This is a genomic window from Nocardia sp. NPDC051321, assembly GCF_044455225.1.
Taxonomy (GTDB): domain Bacteria; phylum Actinomycetota; class Actinomycetes; order Mycobacteriales; family Mycobacteriaceae; genus Nocardia.
Genome location: NZ_JBITEM010000016.1, coordinates 107,145 through 131,022, shown reverse-complemented (window position 1 = coordinate 131,022; position 23,878 = coordinate 107,145). Strand labels below are relative to the sequence as shown.

General features: G+C 67.1%; 20 protein-coding genes. 6 read left to right on the top strand and 14 right to left on the bottom strand.

The genetic code is table 11. The features are described from left to right. Positions 1 to 54: 54 nt before the first annotated feature. A complete protein-coding gene (locus ACIA8C_RS34180; protein ID WP_397141941.1) occupies positions 55 to 1,014 on the top strand; it encodes a helix-turn-helix domain-containing protein in 960 nt (319 codons plus the stop codon). A gap of 76 nt (positions 1,015 to 1,090) precedes the next feature. Here the strand turns inward: ACIA8C_RS34180 and ACIA8C_RS34175 are convergent, their stop codons facing one another. The 6 genes from ACIA8C_RS34175 to ACIA8C_RS34150 form a co-directional block, all read right to left on the bottom strand. Continuing rightward, positions 1,091 to 2,395, bottom strand: coding sequence for a serine hydrolase domain-containing protein (locus ACIA8C_RS34175; protein WP_397141939.1), 1,305 nt, complete (start codon positions 2,393 to 2,395; stop codon positions 1,091 to 1,093). Positions 2,396 to 2,503: 108 nt separating this feature from the next. After that, positions 2,504 to 3,952, bottom strand: a complete 1,449-nt coding sequence (locus ACIA8C_RS34170; RefSeq protein WP_397141937.1) for an NAD-dependent succinate-semialdehyde dehydrogenase — start codon at positions 3,950 to 3,952, stop codon at positions 2,504 to 2,506. Next, positions 3,945 to 5,237: an aspartate aminotransferase family protein gene (locus ACIA8C_RS34165; protein WP_397141935.1), complete on the bottom strand. Its 1,293-nt coding sequence runs from the start codon at positions 5,235 to 5,237 to the stop codon at positions 3,945 to 3,947. Before ACIA8C_RS34165 ends, ACIA8C_RS34170 begins: the two co-directional genes overlap by 8 nt. Then, positions 5,234 to 6,469 (bottom strand): MFS transporter, encoded by a 1,236-nt coding sequence (locus tag ACIA8C_RS34160; protein ID WP_397141933.1) that lies wholly within the window; start codon positions 6,467 to 6,469, stop codon positions 5,234 to 5,236. Before ACIA8C_RS34160 ends, ACIA8C_RS34165 begins: the two co-directional genes overlap by 4 nt. Next, positions 6,466 to 7,728: a 5-aminolevulinate synthase gene (hemA, locus tag ACIA8C_RS34155; protein ID WP_397141931.1), complete on the bottom strand. Its 1,263-nt coding sequence runs from the start codon at positions 7,726 to 7,728 to the stop codon at positions 6,466 to 6,468. The genes ACIA8C_RS34160 and hemA overlap by 4 nt, the downstream gene beginning before the upstream one ends. 36 nt (positions 7,729 to 7,764) lie before the next feature. Beyond that, complete coding sequence (locus tag ACIA8C_RS34150) at positions 7,765 to 9,483, bottom strand: acetolactate synthase catalytic subunit (protein WP_397141929.1); 1,719 nt, start codon at positions 9,481 to 9,483, stop codon at positions 7,765 to 7,767. 130 nt (positions 9,484 to 9,613) lie between these two features. On the opposite strand from ACIA8C_RS34150, the gene ACIA8C_RS34145 reads away from it, so the two are divergent. Then, positions 9,614 to 10,495 carry a LysR family transcriptional regulator gene (locus ACIA8C_RS34145; protein WP_397141927.1) on the top strand — a complete coding sequence of 294 codons (882 nt, stop codon included), beginning with the start codon at positions 9,614 to 9,616 and terminating at the stop codon, positions 10,493 to 10,495. Here the strand turns inward: ACIA8C_RS34145 and ACIA8C_RS34140 are convergent. The 8 genes from ACIA8C_RS34140 to ACIA8C_RS34105 all read right to left on the bottom strand — a co-directional run bounded on the left by ACIA8C_RS34140 (position 10,492) and on the right by ACIA8C_RS34105 (position 20,246). Beyond that, entirely contained in the window at positions 10,492 to 11,334 is an 843-nt protein-coding gene (locus ACIA8C_RS34140; protein WP_397141925.1) for a hypothetical protein, read from the bottom strand. The two genes, ACIA8C_RS34145 and ACIA8C_RS34140, sit on opposite strands and share 4 nt — an antisense overlap. 46 nt (positions 11,335 to 11,380) lie before the next feature. Beyond that, positions 11,381 to 12,154, bottom strand: a complete 774-nt coding sequence (locus ACIA8C_RS34135) for a DUF4239 domain-containing protein (protein WP_397141923.1) — start codon at positions 12,152 to 12,154, stop codon at positions 11,381 to 11,383. Between the two features lie 13 nt (positions 12,155 to 12,167). Further along, the gene (locus tag ACIA8C_RS34130) at positions 12,168 to 13,250 is read right to left on the bottom strand and encodes a polyprenyl synthetase family protein (protein WP_397141921.1); all 1,083 of its coding nucleotides are present in this window, start codon (positions 13,248 to 13,250) and stop codon (positions 12,168 to 12,170) included. Next, positions 13,247 to 14,371, bottom strand: a complete 1,125-nt coding sequence (ispG, locus tag ACIA8C_RS34125; RefSeq protein WP_397141919.1) for a flavodoxin-dependent (E)-4-hydroxy-3-methylbut-2-enyl-diphosphate synthase — start codon at positions 14,369 to 14,371, stop codon at positions 13,247 to 13,249. The genes ACIA8C_RS34130 and ispG overlap by 4 nt, the downstream gene beginning before the upstream one ends. Then, a complete protein-coding gene (ispH, locus tag ACIA8C_RS34120) occupies positions 14,358 to 15,320 on the bottom strand; it encodes a 4-hydroxy-3-methylbut-2-enyl diphosphate reductase (RefSeq protein ID WP_397141917.1) in 963 nt (320 codons plus the stop codon). The genes ispG and ispH overlap by 14 nt, the downstream gene beginning before the upstream one ends. Then, positions 15,317 to 17,626: a germacradienol/geosmin synthase gene (locus ACIA8C_RS34115; protein WP_397141915.1), complete on the bottom strand. Its 2,310-nt coding sequence runs from the start codon at positions 17,624 to 17,626 to the stop codon at positions 15,317 to 15,319. Before ACIA8C_RS34115 ends, ispH begins: the two co-directional genes overlap by 4 nt. A gap of 29 nt (positions 17,627 to 17,655) precedes the next feature. Further along, on the bottom strand, positions 17,656 to 18,678 hold the full coding sequence (locus tag ACIA8C_RS34110; protein ID WP_397141913.1) for a polyprenyl synthetase family protein: 1,023 nt from the start codon (positions 18,676 to 18,678) through the stop codon (positions 17,656 to 17,658). A gap of 131 nt (positions 18,679 to 18,809) precedes the next feature. Continuing rightward, positions 18,810 to 20,246, bottom strand: coding sequence for a family 2B encapsulin nanocompartment shell protein (locus tag ACIA8C_RS34105; RefSeq protein ID WP_397141911.1), 1,437 nt, complete (start codon positions 20,244 to 20,246; stop codon positions 18,810 to 18,812). Positions 20,247 to 20,646: 400 nt separating this feature from the next. Between ACIA8C_RS34105 and ACIA8C_RS34100 the strand changes: the two genes are divergently transcribed. The 4 genes from ACIA8C_RS34100 to ACIA8C_RS34085 all read left to right on the top strand — a co-directional run bounded on the left by ACIA8C_RS34100 (position 20,647) and on the right by ACIA8C_RS34085 (position 23,831). Further along, positions 20,647 to 20,928, top strand: a complete 282-nt coding sequence (locus ACIA8C_RS34100; protein ID WP_397141909.1) for a DUF2277 domain-containing protein — start codon at positions 20,647 to 20,649, stop codon at positions 20,926 to 20,928. Positions 20,929 to 21,014: 86 nt separating this feature from the next. Beyond that, positions 21,015 to 21,599 (top strand): biotin transporter BioY, encoded by a 585-nt coding sequence (locus tag ACIA8C_RS34095; protein WP_397142151.1) that lies wholly within the window; start codon positions 21,015 to 21,017, stop codon positions 21,597 to 21,599. Next, entirely contained in the window at positions 21,592 to 22,707 is a 1,116-nt protein-coding gene (locus ACIA8C_RS34090) for a class I adenylate-forming enzyme family protein (protein WP_397141907.1), read from the top strand. The genes ACIA8C_RS34095 and ACIA8C_RS34090 overlap by 8 nt, the downstream gene beginning before the upstream one ends. Next, positions 22,704 to 23,831: a thiolase family protein gene (locus ACIA8C_RS34085; RefSeq protein ID WP_397141905.1), complete on the top strand. Its 1,128-nt coding sequence runs from the start codon at positions 22,704 to 22,706 to the stop codon at positions 23,829 to 23,831. Before ACIA8C_RS34090 ends, ACIA8C_RS34085 begins: the two co-directional genes overlap by 4 nt. The last annotated feature ends 47 nt before the right edge of the window (positions 23,832 to 23,878 follow it).

Here is a 23,878-nt window from a genome sequence, read left to right as displayed (position 1 = left end):
TGCCCCGGGAAAGTTTCGTGGTGGCGGCGTCCCTCGATCAATAGGCTCGGTGATGTGAACCGACGAGTTCTGTTGCTGATCACCGCCGGCGGCGCGGTCGTGTTGGTGCCGTGGATCCTGTTCGTCATCCGGGCCCTCCCGGATGGCTACACCACAGACCAGTGGCGACTTGCCTGGGTTGGCTTCGACGTACTGCTGCTGGCGGGTCTGGGTGCCAGCGCCTGGTTGGGGTTCCGGCGGCGGCGCGCCGCGGTGCCGGTATTGATCGCCACCGCGGCGCTACTCTGCTGCGACGCTTGGTTCGACGTTGTCCTCGACTGGTCGAGCGATGACCGATGGGGCAGCCTGCTGCTGGCCGTCGGCGCGGAGATTCCGCTCGGGCTATTCCTCATACTGCGCGCCCGCCATATACTCGCCGCGGATCAGCCGCCGCGTGTCGTCACCGCGCAGGAACTCCGCGATATCTTCACCAATCCCGTTCGGCAAGAGATCATGCACGCGCTCACCCCGGAACCGACGACAGTGCGGGCACTCGCGGCGCGGCTGGACGCCGATCCGGCCGAGGTCGCCGCCGAACTGCGCACATTGGAGGTCGCGGGCTTCGTCCGCGGCGACGAGGACCAGTGGCGCAAGCGTTCGCTCGATCTGCGCTGGCCGGAACCAGACCAGATCAGCACGGAGGACTCGGCCAACTTCGTGGCGTGGCAGGACCAGAAGTTGGCGCAGGACCTGGAAATACTCGCGAATGTCGCTCGGCACGCCGAGCGCTACGGACCGTGGACGAAGTGTTCCCGCGGCGGACTCCTGCTCACCCCCGAAGAACTCGGCCGATTCTTCGACGAGTACCTGGAACTGCTCATCCGCTACGGCGCACTACGTGACCAGGCCGGCGGCGGGCGACCCGGTCGATTCCGGGAACCCAAGGACCTCGAGCGGATCACCGTCCGGTTCTACACCTTCCCGCAAACCACCGGCGAGCCTCTCACCGCTCCCTCGGCCGAGCACGGATCATGAGAACGACAGGGGGAGAGTTCATACCGGTTCTGGCGACCGTGACCCTTCGTCTGAGCCACGAACAAGGTAGCGGGGGTCACCGCGGCGAACGAGTGTATAAATAAGTCGCCCAACGTAATTCGATCTCCGACGTTGTGTGGGTGACAGTCAGCCGTTCGCCATGGAGGTGGCCTTCGACTGCCCGGAAACAACCGGCAGCCTCGGTCATGAAGCGGGTGTCAGTGTTGTCCGGATCGGCGGCAAGGTGGGCATGCAGGCCATCGTGGCGCCAGGTGAATACGGCTTCCTCGGCATCGCACCACCACCGGCCCAGGATCGCACGGATCTCCTCGGGACACGGCGGTGCCGGTTTCCATGCGGGTACGACCGGCGGGTGCGCGGCGGCCGCTTGGTCGGCGATGTCGGCGGCGAGATCGGCCAAGTTGCTGCCACGCGTGGCGTTGATGCACGCGGCGACCACGGTCCCGGACTCTCGGTGGGTAGTCAGTGCCGCGAGGAAGCCGGGCATGGCCCCAAGGTGGCCTGCGAGTATGTGATCGGCGCGGCGGTCGAGGATCAACCCAAGTCCCCATCCTCTGGACCACGCTCGGGTGTCGACCATGACCTGCATGGTGTGCATCGCGTCGACGACCGATATGGGCACGACATCCGGTTCGGCACCGATGAGGGCATTGCCCCAGCACAACAGATCGGTTGGGGTGGACCACAATTGGCCGGCAACAGCCGTGGCCGCCATGTCCGTGACCGGTTCGCGGTGGAAGGCATCCATGTACGGATCTATCCGATAGCCGACCACCGCATCCGGCGGTGGCGTCCAGGTTGTCCGGCTCATTTCCAGTGGTGTCAGCAATTTCTCGTCGATCAGATCGGCACAGCGACGGCCGGTGACGTGTTCGATGATCGCGCCGATCGCGGCGTAGCCCAGGTTGGAGTACTGCCATCGTTGCCCAGGTTCGGCCACCATCTCCACCCGGGTAAAAGCCTCGCGGAGTTCGGGTTCGGACGGTCCCCGCATCGACTCCCACATGTCGACGGGGACCTCACGTTGAACGCCGCCGCAGTGGGCCAGCAGCATGCGCAGAGGTATCTGTCCGAACGAGGTGGCGGGAAGATACTGCCCGACCAGAGCGTCCAGGTCGAGGCGCTGCTGATCGACGAGCAGAAGGGCTAGGGCCGCGGTGAAGGTCTTGGTGATCGAGCCTATTCGATACACACTGTCTGAGCTGGCGGGAACACGGTTCTCGAAGTCGGCGAAACCTGTTGAGACTGCGGCGAGGACAACGTCGTCCTGTGCGGCGGCTACCGTCAGGCTGGGCAGCCGATCAGCACTGCACAGTCGGGTGACTCGATCGGTGAGTGTCTTTTCGAAATCAGCGTCCATGTCCAGCATCCCACACCGCGCGCCGACGATCATCGGCCTGAATGGCTCAGATCCGTTGGCAATGGGTCAGTTTCAGTGATACCGGGCGCCTCGGCAGCCGAGTGCTGCTCATGGCAGGGCGATGTATTTGGTTTCGAGGTATTCCTCGATGCCTTCGGTGCCTGCTTCGCGGCCGAGGCCGGATTCCTTGATGCCGCCGAACGGGGCGGCGACGTCGGAGATGACGCCTCGGTTGATGCCGACCATGCCGGATTCGATGGCCTCGGCGACGCGCAGGGCGCGGTCGAGGTCGGTGGTGTAAATGTAGGCGGCTAGGCCGAATTCGGTGTTGTTGGCGGCGATGATCCCCTCCGTCTCGCCGTCGAAGCCGGTGATCGCGGCCACCGGGCCGAAAACTTCCTCGCGCAGGATGCGGGCGTCGGCGGGGACGTCCGCCAAGACAGTCGGCTCGTAGAAATAGCCCTCGCCCGCGACGCTCGCGCCGCCGGTGCTGACGCTCGCGCCCTTTTCTGTTGCGTCCCTGACTAATTCGGCGACCGTGCGGCGCTGTTTCGCGCTGATCAGCGGCCCTATCTGCACCCCGTCGAGGTGGCCGGGACCGATCTTCAGTGCGCGCATCCGGTCGGTCAGCCTGGTGGTGAATTCCGCGCGGACGGCGTTGTCGACGTGGAAGCGATTGGCCGCGGTGCAGGCCTCGCCGGTGTTGCGCATCTTGGCGGCCATGGCGCCGTCGACCGCGGCATCGAGGTCGGCGTCGGCGAAGACGACGAACGGGGCGTTGCCGCCGAGTTCCATCGAGGCGCGCAGCACGCGGGTAGCCGATTGCGCGAGCAGGGTTTTGCCGACGGCGGTCGAACCGGTGAAGGTGACTTTGCGCAGCCGATCGTCGGTGAACATCGGGTCGGTGAGCTGTGCGGCGTCGGAGGTCGGCAGGATCGACAGCACGCCGGGCGGCAGTCCCGCGTCGGCGAAGACTTGGCCGAGCAGCAGCATGGTCAGCGGCGTCTCGGCGGCGGGTTTGACCACCATGGTGCAACCGGCCGCCAGGGCGGGGGCGATCTTGCGGGTGCCCATGGCGAGCGGGAAGTTCCATGGCGTGATGGCCAGCGTCGGCCCAACGGGCTGTTTGGTGACGAGGATGCGGCCGGTGCCCGACGGTGCGTGCGTGTAGCGGCCGTGCACGCGGACCGCCTCCTCGGCGAACCAGCGCAGGAACTCCGCGCCGTAGGTGACCTCGCCGTAGCTCTCGGCCAGCGGCTTGCCCATCTCGAGAGTCATCAGTAACGCGAAGTCGTCGCGTCGCGCGATCACCAGTTCCCAAGTGCGGCGGAGGATTTCCGCGCGTTCGCGGGACGCTGTCGCGGCCCAGGCGGCTTGCGCCCCGGCGGCGGCGTCGAGCGCGCGGGCGCCATCGTCGGCCGATGCGTCGGCGACCTCGATCAGGACGTCGCCCGTCGCGGGGTTGTCCACGGGGAAGGCTCGTTGCGCGGGCACCTGCTTGCCGCCGATCCACAGATCCGTGGGCAGGGTGGCGAGCAGCTCGGCCGCCTCACGCATGGTCGGCTCCGATTTCGGAGACTGCGGCCAGGGTTCGGTCGAGCCGTTCGGCGAGCTCATCGATGAGCTCCGGTGTGCTGTTCAGCGGCGGTGCCACGAGCACCGAATTGGTCGCCTTGTTGATACCCGCCGGGCATAACACGAGTCCATTCTCCTTCGCAGCGGCGATGATTCGCTTGTTGGTGTCCGCGGCCTGGTCGGCGTTGATGTGCAATGCCCGCATCAAGCCGATACCCGACTGATCCGACAGCAGCGCCGGATAGCGGTTGCACAGCGTCGTCAGCGCTTCCGCGAGCAGCCCGCCTGTCGTGGCCGCATTGCTCAGCAGCCCTTCGTCTTCGAGGACGCTGAGTACCGCATTCGCGGCGGCGCAGGCGAGCGGATTCGCGGACATGGTGTGCCCCAGCGCAATCGGGCCGAGCGGCTCCGCAATCGCGGCGGTGATGGTCTCGGCGACGAAAGTTACCGCGAGGCTGGTATAGCCACCCGTGACACCCTTGCCCGATGTCAGGATGTCGGGTGCGATGCTGGAATGGTCGCAGGCCCACCACTTTCCGGTGCGCCCGAAGCCGGACATGACCTCGTCGGCGATGAGAACGATCCCGTTGTTCCTCGTCTCCCGGCGCAACCAGTGCATCGTGTCGATATCGATCGGCGCGGCACCGGAGGACGCACCGCCGAGCGGCTCGATGACGATCGCCGCCACCTTGGACGGACCGACGCCGAGTAGCGCCTGCCCCCACTCTTCGTGGGTGGCGCGCCGCCGACCGGGCTTGGGCCGCACCAGCACTCGATTCCCGCTCGGCTGACCGAGCAGCGGTTCCACCGACGGATCCCGCTTGCTGGGGCTGCCGGTGATGGACAACGCCCCGGCCGTCATCCCGTGGTAGCTGGGCTCTTCGGACAGAATGACGGTGCGCTGGGCCTTGCCGCGCCGGTGCTGGTAGGCGAAAGCCAGTCGCAATGCGCATTCGTTGGCCTCGGACCCGGAGTTGCTGTATTCGATCGCCGCTGTCTTGGCGGGTGCGATCGCCAGCAGTCGTTCGGTGAGCCGCGCCGCCGGATCGTTTCGGAATTGTGTGCGATGCACGAAAGTCAGCTGTCCGAGCTGAGCTTCGATGGCCTGCAAGACCTTCGGATGCGCGTGTCCGACGTTCACATTGAGCACGCCGGAAGACCCGTCGAGATAGTCGTTTCCGTCGGCGTCGTAGATGTAGGGGCCCTTGGCCCACGCGGCGACCGGAAGGGCGGTGCGGCTTGGCGCCGTGGCCGGAGCGGGAATCATGCTGGCTGACGGTCCTTTCGAAGGAGGACGAGCAGCGCGGCCGCGACCAGGGCCGCCGCGATGCCGAGGACGCCGGTCAGGCCGGCGAAGGCCGCGCCGCCGACGGTGAGCGTGCCGAGCAGCGTGGTGCCGATCGCGATGCCCGCGTTCATCATCGAGTTGTTCCAGGCGACGACGGACGCGCGCTGGGTGGGATCGGCCGACGACAGGTAGGCCTGCTGACTGGAGTAGAACGCTCCGCCGAAGACACACCACAGGGTCAGCGCCACCAGCGCGAGGACCATGTTCTGCGTGCTCAAAGCCACTGCGGCACAGGGCGCGAACGCCGCCGCGGCGACGACCGAGACCCATACGCCGCTCACCTTGCGCCGGTGCAGATGGTCGAGGATGGTGCCGGTGCTCAGCGAGCCGATCAGCGAGCCCGCGCCGACGAGCAGCCCGACGAGACCAAGGGAGTTGAGGCTGAACCCGAATCGCTGCGCGAAGATCACCCCGACGAAGGTGTAGGCGCCGAGACGGCCCGCCTGCAGGAACAGTGTCGCGATGAGGCCCAAGCTGATTCGTGGTTGCGCCCACGGTGCCAGCAGCGCTTTGAAGCCACGTGACGTGCTGGTGGCCGGTATGTGATCGAGTCGCAGATACAGGACCGCCGACGTCGCGATCATCAGCACGCCGACGGCGAGGAACGGCCATCGCCAACTGGTCAGCGAGGCGAGGCCCGCGCCGAGCGGCACGCCGAGCACCTGGCCGAGCGAATAGACGCTGGCGCCGAGCGAGATCACCCGTCCGCGCTTGTGCTGCGGTGTGCGTTCGGCGAGATAGGCCCAGATCGCGGGTGCCGCGATCGCCGCGCCGAGGCCGGTGATGCCGCGGCCCACCACCAGCATCGCCAGCGAGCTCGAGGCCGCGCAGCCCAGGTTCCCGAGCATGAAGACGAGCGAGCCGAGCAGGATCGACCACCGTCGCGGATACCGGTCGGCGAGGATGCCGAACGGCGGCCCGGCGACCGCGTAGACGAGCACGTAGGCGGTGACGATGGTGGCCGAGGCGGCCACCGACGCGTGCAGCGACTGGGCGATACCCGGCAGCATCGGTGCCACCAAGTACATTTCGGCGCCCATGAGGAAGAACGCGGCGTAGAGAAGTATGTGCTGAGCCCACGGCGTTGGGGGCTCAGCCTCCGCCACCGGATGCAGGCTCCGGGGTGGCTTGGGCCGCGTCTCGATACTCATACCGAAACCTTCTCCAGCGCTTCGTGACTGGCGATCGGAAGGACCGGACGGCGCGGCAGGTTCAGGCGTGACCAGACCGTGTCGATGATCTCGGCGAATCGGTGCACGGCCGCGGGACTGTGCACCGGCGACGGATTGATCCGGAGGCGCTCGGTGCCCCGCGCGACGGACGGGAAATTGATCGGCTGGGCGTATTGGCGGTATTCCTCGAGCAGGATGTCGGCCAGTTCTTTGCATTTGTACGGGTCACCTACGAGAACGGGAACAATGTGACTTTCGGTGGACACCAACGGGATTCCGGCGTCGGTGAGCAGGTCCTGGAGTAGCCGCGCCCGGTGGTGCAGCAGGATGCGCTCGTTGTCCGATTCGCGCAGGTGCCGCACGCTGGCCAGCGCGGCGGCCGCGAGTGCCGGCGGCATCGCGAGGGTGAAGATGAACGCGGGCGCGAAACTGCGCACGGCGTCGAGGATCGGCGCGGGTCCGGTCAGGTAGCCGCCGAGGGTGCCGTAACCCTTGGCGAAGGTGCCCATCAGCAAGTCGACCTGATCCGCGCACCCCAGGTGCGCGGCCATGCCGGACCCTTCCGGGCCGTACATGCCGACCGAGTGCGCCTCGTCGACGTAGACGAGTGCGCCGTGTTTCTTTGCCACGGCGCACAATTCGGGCATCGGCGCGACATCGCCGTCCATCGAGTAGATCGATTCGAAGGCAACGATTTTCGGCCGGTCGGGATCGGTGGCCGCGAGCAGCTCGTCGAGATGGGCCGGATCGTTGTGCCGGAAGATGCGCCGCTCGGCGCGCGAGGCGCGCATGCCGAGGATCATCGACGCGTGGTTCTGTTCGTCGGAGAAGAAGATGGCGCCGGGCAATTCCTTGCCGAGCACGCCGAGCACCGCGTCGTTCACCGCGTAACCGGTGATGAACGTCAGGCCCGCTTCCTTCCGATGTAGTTGCGCCACTTCGCGTTCGAGCAGGATATGGGTGTGGTTGTTGCCGGAGATGTTGCGTGACCCGCCCGCCGCGACACCCGAGCGATTCACCGACCGGTGCATCGCCTCCACGACGGTGGGGAACTGGCCCATGCCGAGGTGATCGTTGCTGCACCACACCGTGATCTCGCGCAGCCCCTCCCGGTGGTGATGTATCGCGTGCGGGAATCTGCCTGCCAGGCGCTCGATTTCGACGAATGTCCGGTACTGGCCCGAAGCGCGGATGTCGTCGATTCGTCTTTCGAAGAAGGCCGTGTAGTCGAAGGTCATGGGAGTCTCCGTTTTCTCGAAGGGTGAGCTGTTCGGTCAGTTCAACTTCTGGTCGGCGAGATGATCGGTGAGCGCGCGGTTGGTATCCCAACCGGTGATGGGTGGGTAGGCATCGGAGTCGGTGACGACGTCGAGCACGGTGGTGGCCGGGTCGACGATCGCCTTCGAAAGGGCTTCGCGCAGTTCCATATCGGTGTGGATGGTGTGCCCGTTGGCGCCGCACGCGGTCGCGATCTGCGCGTGATCCACGTGACCGAGTTCGACGGCCGAGGTCGGCCTGCCGAACTGGACGATTTCGGCGTGCTTCTGGTAGCCGAGGATGGCGTTGTTCAGCACGATCACCACGACATCCAGGTTTTCCCGCACGGCGGTTTCGATCTCCGCCCAGCAGTGCGCGAAGCCGCCGTCACCGACGAGACAGATGACCGGCGCGTTAGGTCGCGCCGCCTTCGCCCCGAGCGCCAGCGGGAGCCCCCAGCCGAGCCCGGCCATGCCGCGCGGCAGCAGGAAGCGCTGGCGGTTGGTGGTGGCGCGGATGTAGTTGGCCACCCAGATCGAGGAATAGCTGGCGTCCGCGACGACGATCGCGTCATCGGGCAGCAGGGTGCTGATCTCGTCGGCGACCCGTTCGGGGCGCAGCGGCTGCCGCGTCGAGGTGCGCACGGCGGCCGTTGTCGTCTCGAATTCGGCACGGGATCGGGCGATCTGTGTGGTGATCGCGGCCCGGTCGGCACCGCGGGCGCCCAGGTCGAGTTCGCGCAGCGCGGCCGCGAGGTCGTCTATGCCGGTCCGGACGTCGCCGACCAGTCGAAGCGACGGGTAGTTGCGGCCGATCTCGCTGGGATCGATGTCGAGGTGGATGAAGGTGGCGTCGCGGGGGAACAGGCTCCAGCCGTCGGTGCCGTTCTCGTTGGTGCGGGAACCGGCGAGCAGGACGGTGTCCACCCCGGCGATCCACTCCCGCATACCGTGCGAAACCCCGTGCGGGCCCATGTAATTGCCGATGACCCCGACGCTCAGGTCGGCGGTGTCGGGCACCACGCCCTTGCCCATCGGCGTGGTCGCGACCGGCAGCGAGGCGAGGTCGCTCAATCGGGCCAGCGCGGCACCCGCGTCGGCGGAGACCGCGCCGCCACCGGCGACGACGAGCGGCCGTTTGGCGTTGGCGAGCAGTTGCGCCGCGGTGCGGACGGCGGTCTCGGGCGGGCGGATTCGATCGAGCGGAAACACGGTCGGACCGAGGTGCTCGGGCGGGGGCGGCGCGGCGAGTTCGAGGACATCCTTCGGCAGCATCAAGACCGCGGGGCCCGGCCGTCCGCTGGTCGCCGCCCGGAATGCCGCGTCGATATAGTCGTGCACCCGGTCCGGATCGTCGAGGCGGTCGAACCATTTCGTGCATCCGGAGAACAGACTCTGGTGATCGATCTCCTGAAACGCGTTTTTGTTGCGAATCGGGCTCGGTACGTCCTGAATAAGGGCGACCACCGGAATCGACACCTTCGCCGCCTCGGTGAGCGGCGGCACGAGCAGCGTCGCCGCTGGACCGTTTTGCGCCACCACTACCGAACAGCGTCCGGAAACCCTGGCAAAGCCGTCGGCCATGGTGCCGCCCGCGTTTTCGGTGCGGTAAACGATCTGGCGGATGCCGAGATCCTCGGCCGCCAATACCAGCAGCGACGGCAGGCTCTGGCCGAAGAATTCGGTTATTCGCCTGGCTCGAAGATTCTCGGCTATGGCGGCGGCGACTGTCGGCATCGGAACACCTTCTCGCGGTAGCGGACGTGGACTGGATCGGTAGCTACAGTCTCGGCCCGCGGAGAACCCCAGGTCCAATACGTATTTACTTCCCGTTGATAAGGAACTCTTATCTGGCTAGGCTGACCGCGTGGACGACCTGCGTCGCGTTCGTTACTTCCTAGCGGTAGCCGAGCACCGGCACTTCGGTCGCGCGGCCGAAGCGCTGCACATCACCCAGCCCGCGTTGTCTCAGCAGGTCAAGGCGCTGGAGAAGGAGCTGGGCGTCGAGTTGCTCGCGCGCACCGGCCGCGGCTTCGTCATGACACCGGCGGGTCTGGCGTTGCAGGCGGGTGCCCAGCAACTGCTGTCGGCCGCCGCCGACCTGGAACGCACCGTCCGCGCCAGGGCCTCGGGCACGGCCGGGGAGTTGAAGGTCGCCTTCACTCGATCGGGCTCCGACAGCGATATTTCACAGCGTCTCAGGTCCTTCCGTAAGGAATTTCCGGACATCGATGTGTCGACGATCACGGGGTGGACGTCGTGGAATCTGGACCTGCTGGAATCGGGTGAGGTAGACGTCGCTTTCGTGCGCGGAAATATCGCCCATCCGCGGGTGCAAACGCACCTGATCGGGCTGCAGGAAGCCGCGGTGGTGGTCTCCAAAGGGCATCCGCTGGCCGAAAAGGACAGCGTCGAAATCGGCGACATTGTCGACGAGCCGATCGTGCTCTGGTCACGCCAGACCGGACCGGACTTTTACGACGAATTGGTCAGCCATATCTGGGGCGACGGGGCACCGAACCTGGTTGCCGAGGAATCCGACGCCGAACAGGTACTCGACCTGGTATCCAGCGGTACCGGAATCAGCGTGCTCGACCGGAAGCGCGCGACCCGCATCGCGCACGAGAATATCGTCGTCATTCCGTTCGGCACCAACGCACCGCAAATCGCCATCCAGATCGCCTGGATGCGCGGCTCGGAAGCCCCCGCGCTCGCGCATTTCCTGGAATGGTGGCGACGCTGTAGTTAGCTCGCGTGCTTGCTGCGCCTGACGACGGTTACGCCGCGCACCGTGGTGAGGATCGCGACGACCATGATGGTCAGCAGCTGCATGATGTTCCAGGCGACGCGGTCGGGTGTCGGTTCGGCTTCCGCCAGATACATTGGCGGCGGCCGTCTTTCGACGACCGGCAGGTTCGGCATCGGTGGTGTCGGCTCGGGTGCGGGCGGCGGCGGGGCCTCGACCGGGGGCGGCGCGACGACCGGCAAAGCGGGGGCAGGCGGGAAGAGCAAGAGCGGCGCACCGGGAAAGGGCGGCAAGTCGCGCGGCCACAGCAGACACGCCAGCCCGCTGCCGGTCGCTGCGCTGCCGACCACGACGCTGCCGAGTGCGGAGCCGCTGGAGCCGAGGATGCCGTGCGAGCTGCCGGTGACCAGGCCGAGCAGAATCAGCGCGCCGCCGACGGCCACGCTGCCGGTGCATGCGTTTCGGACGTCGTCGGAGTCGAGATCGGGGATTTCGGCAGAGCCGCCGGGCAGGGGCTGCGCGGCAACGGGCTCTTCGGCCGGGGGTGGTGCGGGGTCGCGGGCCTGCCCGGTGGCGGCGCCGAGACCGAGACCGGTGCCCGCACTGCCGGTCCCGAGCTGACCGTGCCCCGCCGGTGCACTCGGTGCGAGGCCGAGTTCTGCCCCGACGGACGCGCTTCCGGTATCAACAGACCCCGGAGACGCACTGCCACTGATGATTTCGCCGATCGTCGGCCAGTCCGGCGGTAACAGTTCAGCGGCCGCGACCGTGGTCTGCCCGGCCAGCAGCGCCGCGGCCAGCGGCAGTGCCGACGCGATGGCGAGTCCTCTGGTGTGTGCCATGTGCGCACATCCCTATCCGTAAGTGGTGTTCAGGCAACGATTTCCGCTAGGTGATGTGCTGGAACCGGGACAGCGCCGAGGTGAAGGCATCCTTCGACACGATGTTCCCGCCGGAGAACGGCCGATCGAGGCCGTAGATCGCGACGATCGCCGCGCCGACCACGATGCCGAGCAGCGCGGTCATCACAATGCTGCGCTTGGAGACCACGACACCGGAGAGCACGGCGGTGCACAACAGCAGAATCGTGGTGAACCACAAAGCGGTGTACAGGAATCCGGGCATGCCGAGGTCCGCGTCCATCGAGCGGTCGTGGCGCGCCTGCGCGACCGCTTCGAGGGCGGCGACGGCGCTGGCTCGAACGTCGGTGACGTTGGAATCCTGCGACTGGATGGCCATCACGTTGTCGCGCAACGTATCCAGGGTGTCCTGGGTGGACTGGCTCATCCGGCCTTCCTTGTCCATCGTCGGCCACTCCACGTTCACGACCTGCTCGGTGTAGTCGTGCACCAGCTTCTGCACCTGCTGGTGTTCGGGATCGGGCAAGGAGTGCGCGGCCCAGTAGACGTCGACGAGCGCCTTGGACTCGGCGATCGTGTGATTGTGCGCGTTGTCGTACTGCTGCCAGCAGATCACCACCACGAAGGCGGCCACGGCCATGAAAAGCGTGTTGATCAAGTCGATGACCAGGGTGCCCGAGGCCTCTTCGTCGGTCTCGCGCCACGAGGCGGGCCGCAGCCGGTCCCCGACGACGAACACGATGACGGCCACGACGGCGACGGCGACGGGCACGAGCAACTGTTGAACGAGCTCACTATCCATGACGCGGCCTTTCCTAGGTGTTCCTCGAGACGACTACATCGGCGACATGGCGCAGGGCCTGGCCGACCGCGGCGGGGAACGGCGCGTCGTCGAGGGCGCGGTTGGCCTGCGCCCATCGGGTGCGAATCATCGCCTCCACGCGGGGACGTGCGGTGGCGGTGAGGATTTCGCGGCAGGTGTCGGCCTGCCCGCTGTCCAATTCCGGATTGCCGAGCAGGGTGAGCAGCTGTGCGGCTTGCGCCGGCTTCGCGTGTTCGAGGGCGAGCGCGACCAGCGCGGTGTGCTTGCCCTCGCGCAGATCCTCCAGGTCGGACTTGCCGGTGCGCGCCGGATCGCCGTAGACGCCGAGCAGATCGTCCTGCAACTGGAACGCCTCGCCGATCGGCCTGGCGTAGGCGATGAGCGCCTCGCGGACCCCGGGGCGGGCACCGGCCAGCACGGCACCGAGTTCGAGCGGACGCTCGCAGGTGTAGGCCACCGTCTTGTATCTGATGATCTGCATCGCCCGGTCCAGGTCGCGCGACGGTCGTGCGGTGGTGATCAGGTCCAGGTACTGGCCGTACATGACGTCCGCGCGCATGCCGTCGAGCACCGTGAGCGCCTCGGTCAGTTGCGTGGCGGTCAGCCGCGCGGTGTGCAGCAATTCGGCCGACCAGACCATCGCCAGGTCGCCGAGGACGATGGCGGCGTGCGCCCCGAATCGGCCGGGGTCGCGGCGATCCCGATGCCGGGCCGCCAGCGCGCGGTGCACGGTGGGGTGATCGCGGCGGGTGTCGCTGTTGTCGATGATGTCGTCGTGGATCAGCACGGCCGCGTGGAACAGCTCGACCGAGGCCGCGGCGCGCACGATCGGTTGCGGCACGGGCATCCGCCCGCCCGCGGCGTGCCAGCCGAGCACACACAGCAGCGGGCGAATCCGCTTGCCGCCTGCGAAAAGAAAGTCCCGCGCGATGTCGGTGAGCTCGTCGGGCAGCGCCGGTTCGGTGGCGGCGGCCTTGTCGCGCAGGAACTGGTCGAGCTCGCCGTCCACCCTGGTCCGGATCGCGGCCAGATCCACCGGCGCGGGCGCGGCGGGTTCGGCGTGCGCGGTGGTCATGAGATTCCTTCCGCCGGTGCGTCTTCGAGGTGGCCGGTGAGGGCGACGGCCTCGGCCACCAGCGTTTCCACGATGAGGTGTTCGGGCACGGTGCGAATCACCTTGCCCCGGACGAAGATCTGCCCCTTGCCGTTGCCCGAGGAGACACCGAGGTCGGCCTCGCGGGCCTCGCCGGGACCGTTGACGACACAGCCCATCACCGCGACCCGCAGCGGATACGGGAATCCCTCGAACGCCGCCTCCACCTGACCGGCCAGCCGATGGATATCGACTTGCAGCCGGCCGCAGCCGGGACAGGAGACGATCTCGAGCTTGCGCGGGCGCAGGCCGAGTGACTGCAGAATGTGACAGCCCGCCTTGACCTGGTCGACCGGCGGCGCCGAGATGGAGACGCGAATGGTGTCGCCGATGCCCTCGCCGAGCAGGATGGCGAAGGCCACCGCAGATTTGACGGTGCCCTGGAACATCGGCCCCGCCTCGGTGACGCCGAGGTGCAGCGGGTAGTCGCAGCGTTGGGCGAGTAGACGATTGGCCGCGATCATGGTGCGCGGGTCGTGATGCTTGACCGCGATCTTGAGGTCGGTGAAGCCGTGCTCTTCGAACAGCGCGGCCTCCCAGAGCGCCGATTCGACGAGGGCGGCGGCGGTGGCCGAGCCGTGCTTGGCGAGCACCCGTGGATCGAGCGAACCCGCGTTGACCCCGACCCGGATCGGAATGCCCGCTGCCGCCGCCGCTTTCGCGATGTCGCCGACGCGATCGTCGAACTGCTTGATGTTGCCCGGGTTCACCCGCACCGCCGCGCAACCCGCGTCGATCGCGGCGAAAACGTAGCGCGGCTGGAAATGGATGTCGGCGATCACCGGAAGCGGGGATCGGGCCACGATCGCCGGCAACGCGGCCGCGTCCTCGGTGGTCGGCACCGCGACCCGGATGATGTCGCAGCCCGCCGCGGTCACCGCGGCGATCTGCTGCAGCGTGCCGTCGACATCGGCGGTGCGGGTAGTCGTCATGGTCTGTACGGAGATCGGCGCGCCGCCGCCCACCGGGACCCCGCCGATGTTCAGCCTGCGGGTGCGGTGGCGCGGGAGTGCGGTCGGCAGGCCGAGATCACTGGTGGTCATGGAGGTGCCTAACGTCGGGCGGCAGGGCGAACGCGATGTCCTCGACGGTCATGACGTGTTCGCGAACCGTGACCGGACCCCGGGCCCGCAGCGCCTCGACGACCGCGTCCACCAGCGCCGCCGGAGCGGAGGCGCCCGCGGACAGGCCGATGGTGGTCGCGGACGCCAGCCACCCGGGCGAGATCGCCGACGCGTCCTCGATGAGGTAGGCCGGAATACCCTGGCGCCGAGCGACTTCCACCAGTCGCCGGGAGTTGGAGGAATTCTCCGAGCCGATGACGAGCATGACGTCGCTCTGCCGCGCCACCGCCTCGACGGCCTGCTGCCGGTTGGTGCTGGCATAGCAGATATCGGCGCTGCTCGGCCCGTGCAGTAGCGGAAAGCGTTGGCGCAGTGCCTGAATGGTCTCCTCGGCCTCGTCGACCGACAGGGTGGTCTGGGTCAGATAGGCGACCCGGTTTTCGTCGGGGACCTGGAGCGTTGCGGCCTCGGCCGGACTGTCGATCACCAGGGTCACCTCGGGTGCCTCGCCCGCGGTGCCTTCGACTTCCTCGTGCTCGGCGTGCCCCACGAGCACGATGGTGTCGCCGCGTGCCGCGAAACGCCGTGCCTCGGCATGCACTTTGGTGACCAGCGGGCAGGTGGCGTCGATCACCGTCAGCCCGCGCTCTTCGGCCTGTTGGTGCACGGCGGGGGAGACGCCGTGCGCGGAGAAGACGACCGTCGCGCCCGCCGGAACCTCGTCGAGCTCCTCCACGAATACCGCGCCACGCGCGGCCAGATCGGCGACCACGTGGGTGTTGTGCACGATCTGCTTGCGCACGTAGACCGGCTCCTGACGATCCGGCGCGGCCAGTAACCGTTCCACGGTGTCGATCGCCCGCTCGACGCCGGCGCAGAACGAGCGAGGGGCGGCGAGTAATACCGTTACCGCGGGATCGGTTGTCATGGCGACACCGATTGCGGGGCAGAAATATTCGCCTTCAGCGAGCGACACAGTCCGTCGATGCGGACCGCTCCGGTGCCGAGGCCGCTCGGCCGGGCGAACGACGGCGTGGGGCCTGCCTCGATCGGCGGCTCGGTGACCAGATCCTCGGGCACGCTTCGATAGCGTTCCTCGAGTTGTGCCTCCTTGTAGCGGCCACACGATATGTGCCAGTTGACGATTCCGGCCATCCAGTCCTGTAGTTCGGTGGCGCGCCGGTCGAGCGAATCGCGCACGTCCTGACCGAGCTCGTATTCCTCGTAAAGGGCGGGCAATTCGCGGCCGACGATGCGTTCGAACTGTTGCATCCGGGCGGTCAGCAGGTCGTTGACAATGGCGACGCCGTCCTCCGGACCGCAGTCGAAGAAGTTCTGCATGACGCGGACCGCGTTGTGGAAGTCCCCTTCGTACTGTGTCTCTTTCTGATACGAGAAGAGGTCGTTCACCATCGTGGCGTAGTCGCTCGCGGTGTGCTCCAAGTCCAAGATCGTCTGGGTTCGATAGACGTCCGGCGGCACCAGATGTCCGTGCGAGAATCGCGACAACGCCATGGTGAGATCCGAACCGAAAGTGCGGCGGCGCATTTCGACATAGTCGACCGGGTCGGGGATGCGATTGGCGATGTCGTTGGCCACCTCCCATTCGCAGCTGCCCAGGAAAGCCACTACGGCGCGATGGAATTCGCGCTTCTGTTCGTCGTCGAGGACGGCGGTGGTCCGATGCCAGAGGTCGGCGAGGGCGCGCTCCATCGCGTTGGTCGCGGGCGGGACCACCTCGGACTCCAGCGGCATGAACGCCGAGAAGCGTTTACCCTGCAGCTTGGCCGCGACGATGTCCTTGTGCAGTCCGAATACCTGGGGGTAGTAGTCGTCGACGTAGGTGCCCCAGGCCAGCCAATTGGCCGAGAGATCCAATTCGGCGAGGGTGGCGTCGGGATCCAAACCCGCTGAGCACAGCGCCAAGTCGAACTCGACGAGATCAACCGGCCGCCACAGCGGGCGGCCGCCCAGTTCCGGTACCGGGCCGTGGAAGCCCATCTCCTTGGCCCAGGCGAGGAGGTTCTCGCGGGCGGCATCGACGAACGGACTCAATTGAAGCTGGTAGGGCAGATAGAGATCCGGCAACGCGGTCGGCCCGACCTCCTCGAAGCGCGGCCGCAGGAAACTCTTCAGCCTGCTCGGTCCGAGCGCCGCGTTGGGGGCGAACAGGTACACCGCGGAACTGCCGAGGCCGACGGGTTTGAACAAGCGTGGCAACGGATCGCTCGCGGTCGCGCCGCCCTTGTTCATGTATCTGCTGGAGCGCATGTGCCATTCGTGACCGCCGGATTGCCAGTCCTGCAATCCTTTTGCGTAGGCGACCACCGCGGCCTGATCCTGCGGGCTTGCCGCGTATTCGGCGAACAGCATCGGCAGCTCGGTGAGTGCGGTGTGCTCGAACTGCTGCAGGCGTGAGGTGAGCAGGTCGTTGACGACGTCGGCGGCGTGCTGGGTGTCGTAGCCGAAGAACTGTTCCACCACCAGGATTCCGTTGGCGTTCTCACCCTCCTGACGCACCTCGCGCTCGTAAGAAAAGATGTCGTTGCGCAGGTGCACCGCGTCGGCGAAGGTGTCGCGCAGCACCTCCAGCGGCCTGGTCGCGGCGAGGTCGGCCGGTATCACGGCGCCGGCGGCGTGTTCGACCAGGTTGGCCGACCACGGTGCGCCGCCGACCTTGCGCCGCATCTCGATGTACTCGATCGGATTCGCGATCCGGCCCTGGGTGATATTGGCCAGCTCCCACCGCGACTCCTCCAGCAGCGCGGTGGTTGTCGCGACGAAGCGCTGCCGCCAGTCCATCGGCATCGACGGCACGGTCCGGACCCACAGATCGGCGAGACCGCGCTCGACCGGATTCGTCGGCTCCGGCATCGGCCCGCCGGCCAGCGGCATGAAATCGCGCAGCCGCTCCAGATATATTCGCGCGCCCTCGGTGTCCCTGGTTCGCTTGAACAATTCGAGGAAGTGATCATCGAAATAGAACACCCAAACATACCAGTCGGTAATGAGAGACAATTCCGCGCTGTCACAGTCGGGATGGGTGTAAGCGCACAGTAGGCCGTAATCGTGCTTTTCGAGATCGCTCTCGTCCCAAATGTGGTGTCCCTGTTCTGGTTCGAAGAAACCCATCTCGTCGGCCCAGATCCTGGTGTGCGCCCGTGCGCTGTCCACGTGCGGATTGAGCCTGGCCGGGTAGGGCATGTAGAAATCGGGAAGTTCGAAGGGCTGCATGTCATCTCCTTACGGTCGACACTCGCGGCTCAGTGGTTCCGGCGCGACACCATGCCTGCCAGCACCACCAGGTCCGCGGCTGCGGCGGGATCGGCCAGCGCCGCGATGGCCGCACGCACCCGGCGGTCGGCGAGCTGCTGGGTGCACTCGCGCCCGCCCGCCGACTCGACAAGGGCGGTGGCCCGAGCGATATCCATCGAGTCCGGATCGCGGCCGTACATCGTCGCCAGCTCCGCGGCCGCCGCGGTGCCGGAGCCGAGGGCCGACACCACCGGCAGCGACATCGTCTGGCGGGCAAGGTCATTCGTTGGTTTGCCGCTGACCGACGGGTCTCCCCAGATGCCGATCAGATCGTCGACGAACTGGAAGGCCATGCCAAGTTCACGCCCGAACGTGTCCATCGCCGTCACGGTGGGCAGATCCGCCTGCGCGCACACGGCCCCGAGCGCGCAGGCACAGCCCATCAACGCCCCGGTCTTGCCCATGGCCATCCGCGCGTATTCCTCGACATCGACCGGCCCGACCGAGCGGAACCGGCAGTCCTTGTGCTGACCGTGGCACATCTCGATGACCGCCGATTCGAGCCTGGCGATCGCCGCTGTGGCGGTCCGACCCGGTAGACCGGTCACCAGCACCCGGGCCGCCAAGCTGTGCAACGCGTCCCCGAGCAGCATCGCGTCGGGCACGCCCCAGATCGTCCAGACGGCGGGCCTGCCCCGCCTGATCTGATCGACATCCATGATGTCGTCGTGCAGGAGCGTGAAATTGTGCACCAGCTCCACCGCGGCGGCCGCGGCGAGCGCGGCCCGCGGGGTGGCGCCGCACGCGACGGCCGAGCAGACGGTCAGCGCGGGCCGCAGCGCCTTCCCGCCCGGTTGCGGCGTCGCGGTGCCTTCGGCATCCCACCAGCCGAAGTGGTAGCCGCCCATCAGGCACAGCGGCTCGGGTAACGACGAAACCGCCTCGCGCAGCAGCGGATCACACATCGTGCGGGCGCTGGACAGGATCTCTCTTGCTCGGTGGCTGGTCGCCGCCGAGGTGCTCTCGACCATCAGCACATACACCTTCCCTTGCGGTGCCGCCGACGCCGGAATCTGGTCGCCGACGACCTGGGAACGCCGCGGCCGCTTGATGTTTCATGGCCGCCGCGGCGTCGAAGACATCGAGGTCGCTGATCGTCTCGTCAGTCGGTCTGGCGTGCGACAAGGACGTTGTCGAGGATGCCGAGCGCGTCGGGGACGAGGATCGCCGCCGAGTAATAACAACTCACCAGGTAGGAGATGATGGATTGGTCGTCGATGCCCTTGAAGCGGACGTTGAGACTCGGCTCGTATTCGTCGGGGAGCCCGACGGTGTGCAGGCCGATGACGCCCTGATCCTTCTCGCCGAGGCGCATGGCGAGAATGGACGTGGTCTGGGTGCCGCTGACCGCGATCTTGGCGCAGGGGAAGATCGGTACCCCGCGCCAGGCGGGTACCCGGTGGCCGTCGACGTCGACGGGATCCGGATACAGGCCGCGCTTGCTGCATTCGCGACCGAACGCGGCGATCGCTTTCGGGTGCGCGATAAAGAGATTGGTGCTGCGTCGCATGCTGAGCAGCTCATCCATGTCGTCCGGGGTGGGCGGGCCGGACTCGGTGTAGATGCGCTGCTTCAGATCACAGTTGTTCAGCAGTCCGAAGTCGGGGCTGTTGACGAGGTCGTACTCGCGGCGTTCGTAGAGCGCCTCGATGGTCAGCCGCAACTGCTGCTGGGTCTGGTTCATCGGATCGTTGAACAGATCGGCGACGCGGGTGTGCACCCGAAGGACGCTCTGCGCCAGGCTGAGTTCGTATTCGCGTGGGCTGGCGTCGTAGTCGACGAAGGTGCCGTCCAGGAGGGGTTCACCCTCGTGGCCGGAATGGATCTGGATCGCCGCCTCGCCCTGCTTGTTCTGTGGTTGCGCGGCGGCCGCCGCCACCTGCGAGAGTTGTTCCCGCAGCGCGGGAGCGTTGTCGAGTACTTCCTCGAACGCCTGCCGGGTCATCACCAGCATGGTGGTTTTGGTGACCGCCTTGACGGTGACCGGCCAAATGGCGGAGTCGTCGGTGATGCATTCGTCGCCGAAGAAGTTGCCGCCGGCGAGCATGCCGAGCTTGGTCTGCTCGCCGTATTCACCGGAACCTATCTTGGCCAATTTTCCGTGCACGATGAGCATGATCTGGTTCATCGGGTTGCCGAATTCGGCGACGACGGTGCCCGGTTCGAGGTCGCGCTGTTCGAATCGTTGCGCGAGTGCCCGCAGTACTTCCTCGTCGTCGACGTCGTGCAGCGCGCGCAGCTCGCGCAGTTCCTCGGGGATGACCTGGGCGTGTGAGCCGTCGATGACGAACTCGATCTCGCCGTTGCCCAGGGTGTGGGTGAGGCGGCGGTTCACCCGGTAGATACCGCCGTTGACCTGTGTCCATGGCAGCATGCGGGTCAGCCAGCGTGAGCTGATGCCCTGCATCTGGGGTTCGGATTTGGTGGTGGTCGCCAACTGGTGCGCGGCCGCGGTACTGAGACTCTTGCGGCCATTGCCATTGCCGTTGCCATTGCCGTTGCCATTGGTTTCGGTGGAAACTGGCATTTCGATTGTCATATTTGATCCTCACCTCGAAATGGTCGCCTCGGACGATGTGTTACGAATGTCCGAATAGGCGATCGTTCAGATTCGACGGTTGTGCGCGGCAGGTCGGCAGGCGCCGAGTTGCCCGCAGGAGCAGAACGCTAGAGTGAATGTTGGTATATGACAGTGCATTTCAACGATGTAGATCGTAAGCCGCGGAACCTGTTGGGCGCACGCAAACTTCGAATATTAGTCGTTATTATTCGGATGGTTACGACACGTGTTCGATTGGGACACCGGCGGATTACGCTTTGGCGCGAATCGTGAAAGTCCGGACAGATCGCCGATGAGTAGCTATCTTCCGACCGCGGCCGCTGCGGCCCGTTGCTCGCGGACTCGGGCGCTTGTCGTACCGGGGGATTAGCCTCGCAGTATGTGTCGAAACATCACTGCCCTGCGCGGGCTAGAGCCCGCGGCGACGCCGGAAGAGATCCAGGCCGCCGCGTTGCAGTACGTACGTAAGGTCGGCGGGCTGTCCAGCATCTCGGCCGCGACCAAGCCCGCCGTCGATGCCGCCGTCGCGGACATCGCGGCGATCACGACCAGGCTGCTGGACCAACTGCCGGATCGGAAGGTTCCGCCGAAGTCGATTCCGCCGCTGCGCAGGCCCGAGGTGCAGGCGCGGATCCAGGCCAGGGCCCACTCGCACGACTGATCCCGCGCCGCTGTGCGGCTGAAGTCGGCCACCACGTGCCTGCTATCTTGAACGTCGTTCAAGCTGGGTAGTTGGAGGAAGTCGTCGTGGACGGTGTCGAGAACTCTCGGGGGTCGAGAGCCGCCTTTTCCGCGCGGGATATCGCGCAGGTCGCGGTGTTCGCCGCGCTGATCGCGGCGATGGGGCTGCCCGGTGCCATCACGGTCGGTTTCAGCGGTGTGCCGATCACGGTGCAGACGCTCGGCGTCATCCTGGCCGGGGCGGTCCTTGGTGCCCGCAAAGGGACGGCCGCGGTGCTGGTGTTCCTCGCGTTGACGTTGATCGGTCTGCCGCTGCTGTCGGGTGGTCGAACCGGACTGACGGCGATGGCCGGGCCGAGTGCTGGATACCTGGTCGGTTGGGTGCCCGCGGCGCTGGTCATCGGCCTGCTGACCGCCCGGATTCTGCCCAAGTATGCGCTGGTACTCGGTCTGCTGATCAACGCGCTCGGCGGGCTCGTGGTCATCTATCTCTTCGGCACGCTCGGGTTGCTGCTGCGCACCGATCTGGACATCGCGCATGCGATCAGCACCAACTTCGCGTTCATCCCCGGCGACTTGGCGAAGGTTGTCGTCGCGACGGTGGTCGCCAAGGGTGTGCACCGCGCGTACCCCGGTTTGATTCGTGCGTAGTCCGGAGCTGGGCGGCTCCTGGGATCGGCTCGCCATCGAATTCGACGGTCGCGCTTACACTTACGGCCAACTCGACCTGGCGATCGAGCAATGGATCGCACGGGATGCCGCGCCCGTCTACGACGCCTCGACGCTGTCGGTTCCCGACGCGTTGATCTGTGTCTGCGCCGCCGCGCGACGGGGAGTGCCGGTGCTCGTCGAGAATCCCGCGGCGCGTCCGGATCGCCCGAGCATTCCGCCTTCGGCGTTCCTGTTGGTGACGACCTCGGGCTCCACCGGTCGTCCACGACCGCTCGCGCGCACCGCGGCCTCTTGGTTCGACAGCTTCCCGGCCTTCACCGCCATCACCGGGGTCGAGGCCACGGACCGGGTGCTCATCACCGGTCCCTTGCACGCGACGATGCACCTCTTCGGTGCGCTGCACGCACTGTGGCGCGGTGCGTGCGTCACCGACGATCCGGCGCGAGCGACGGTCGTGCACGCGGTGCCCGCCGTGCTGCGCGACGTGGTGCGTAAGGCACCGAAGCTGCGCACAGCGATCGTCGCGGGCATTGCCCTGGACGACGGTGCCCGTGCGGCAGCGGACGATCTCGAGATCGTCGAGTACTACGGGTCCGCGGAGGTCTCGCTCGTCGCGGCACGGCGGGTGCCCGAGCCGCTTCGCCTGCTCGACGAGGTCGAGGCCGATATCCGCGATGGGCTGCTCTTTGTCCGGACCCCGTACAGCGTGCTCGGCGCCCCCGAATGGTTCGGCGTCGGTGACCTCGCCGAGCTCGGGGCGAACGGTGAGCTCACGGTCCGGGGCCGGGGTGAATCCGCGATCAATGTCGGCGGCACGACGGTCGTCGCCGAGGATGTCGAACGCGTCCTCGGCACCCTCGACGGTGTCGCGGCGGTCGCGGTGGTCGGCTCGCCGCACGCGGTGTTCGGTGAGATCGTCACGGCCGCAGTGCAACTCGACGGCGTCGGGATCGGCGCGGTCCGTGCGCAGGCCCGCGGGCTGCTGCGGAAAGAGGCCATGCCGCGTCGCTGGGTCCCGCTGCCGACGCTGCCACGGACCGCCAGCGGGAAGGTGGCCAGAGGTCAGCTGAAAGACTTGCTGGCATGAACTCGGTCCCCGTGCTGGTAGCGCCGCGTCGAACGCCGATCGGCAATGCCGGGCACGGGTTCGCGGAGCTGACGACCACCGACCTGGCCGCGCCGGTGTTGCGCGAGGTGCTGTCGACATTGCGCGGCGCGGGCGTCGCCGCCGAGGTGGACGACGTCGTCCTCGGCAACTGCTTGGGGCCGGGCGGGGATCCGGCGCGGATCGCGGCGTTGCGGGCCGGTTTCGGCGTGCGAGTTCCCGGTGTCACGGTCGATCGGCAATGCGGGTCAGGGCTGGACGCGGTGATGCAGGCGGCGACGCGGGTGCGCAGCGGGGCCGATGAGCTCATTCTGGCGGGCGGTGTCGAGTCGGCGAGTACCGCGCCGTGGCGGTTCTGGCCGCCGGTCGCGGGGGCCGAGCCGACGCGGTACACGCGCGCTCCCTTTGCGCCGCACGGCTTTCCGGACCCCGACATGGGGGTGGCGGCCGACGATCTCGCGCGGGTTAGCGGGATCAGCCGGGAGCGGCAGGACGCCTATGCCGCGCGTTCGCACACCCTGGCCGCCGCGGCCGACTTCGCCGCGGAGATCGTGCCGATCGGGGAGGTGCGTCGCGACGAACGCATCCGTTCCGGCCTGACCGAGGCGCGGCTCGCCCGGCTGCGACCCAGCTTCGGTGCCGACGGTACGGCGACCGCGGGTAATTCGTGTGGCATCTCCGACGGGGCCGCGGTGGTCGCGGTGACGAGCGAGTCGTTGGCCGCGGGACTGCCCGCGTTGCGGATACTCGGTGCGGCGGTGGCCGGTTCGGATCCCGCGTACCCGGGGCTCGGGCCGGTTCCGGCGATACGGAAGCTGCTGTGGCGCACGGGTGTTGAGGTTGCGGAGCTGGGGATCGTGGAGATCACCGAGGCTTTCGCGTCCGTGGTGCTTGCGGTGTCGGATGAGCTCGGCTTGGACGAATCCACGATCTGCCCGCAGGGCGGGGCGATCGCGATGGGTCATCCGTGGGGTGCTTCGGGAGCTATTTTGCTGGTGCGGTTGGCAAGTCAGATGCTGCGCGCGGACGGGCCCGCGCTGGGGCTCGCGGCGTGTGCCATCGGTGGTGGTCAAGGTATTGCCATGCTCGTGGAGCGTATTTCGTGAGTGAGCGTCAGCGAGCGAACCGAAGACACAGTGTGCCCTCGCGCGCG

Bases quoted from the DNA above. Each gene is read 5' to 3' on its own strand.
- ACIA8C_RS34175 (WP_397141939.1), bottom strand. From the start codon at position 2,395: ATGGACGCTGATTTCGAAAAGACACTCACCGATCGAGTCACCCGACTG.
- ACIA8C_RS34170 (WP_397141937.1), bottom strand. From the start codon at position 3,952: ATGCGTGAGGCGGCCGAGCTGCTCGCCACCCTGCCCACGGATCTGTGG.
- ACIA8C_RS34165 (WP_397141935.1), bottom strand. From the start codon at position 5,237: ATGATTCCCGCTCCGGCCACGGCGCCAAGCCGCACCGCCCTTCCGGTC.
- ACIA8C_RS34160 (WP_397141933.1), bottom strand. From the start codon at position 6,469: ATGAGTATCGAGACGCGGCCCAAGCCACCCCGGAGCCTGCATCCGGTG.
- hemA (WP_397141931.1), bottom strand. From the start codon at position 7,728: ATGACCTTCGACTACACGGCCTTCTTCGAAAGACGAATCGACGACATC.
- ACIA8C_RS34150 (WP_397141929.1), bottom strand. From the start codon at position 9,483: ATGCCGACAGTCGCCGCCGCCATAGCCGAGAATCTTCGAGCCAGGCGA.
- ACIA8C_RS34140 (WP_397141925.1), bottom strand. From the start codon at position 11,334: ATGGCACACACCAGAGGACTCGCCATCGCGTCGGCACTGCCGCTGGCC.
- ACIA8C_RS34135 (WP_397141923.1), bottom strand. From the start codon at position 12,154: ATGGATAGTGAGCTCGTTCAACAGTTGCTCGTGCCCGTCGCCGTCGCC.
- ACIA8C_RS34130 (WP_397141921.1), bottom strand. From the start codon at position 13,250: ATGACCACCGCGCACGCCGAACCCGCCGCGCCCGCGCCGGTGGATCTG.
- ispG (WP_397141919.1), bottom strand. From the start codon at position 14,371: ATGACCACCAGTGATCTCGGCCTGCCGACCGCACTCCCGCGCCACCGC.
- ispH (WP_397141917.1), bottom strand. From the start codon at position 15,320: ATGACAACCGATCCCGCGGTAACGGTATTACTCGCCGCCCCTCGCTCG.
- ACIA8C_RS34115 (WP_397141915.1), bottom strand. From the start codon at position 17,626: ATGCAGCCCTTCGAACTTCCCGATTTCTACATGCCCTACCCGGCCAGG.
- ACIA8C_RS34110 (WP_397141913.1), bottom strand. From the start codon at position 18,678: ATGGTCGAGAGCACCTCGGCGGCGACCAGCCACCGAGCAAGAGAGATC.
- ACIA8C_RS34105 (WP_397141911.1), bottom strand. From the start codon at position 20,246: ATGACAATCGAAATGCCAGTTTCCACCGAAACCAATGGCAACGGCAAT.
- ACIA8C_RS34100 (WP_397141909.1), top strand. From the start codon at position 20,647: ATGTGTCGAAACATCACTGCCCTGCGCGGGCTAGAGCCCGCGGCGACG.
- ACIA8C_RS34085 (WP_397141905.1), top strand. From the start codon at position 22,704: ATGAACTCGGTCCCCGTGCTGGTAGCGCCGCGTCGAACGCCGATCGGC.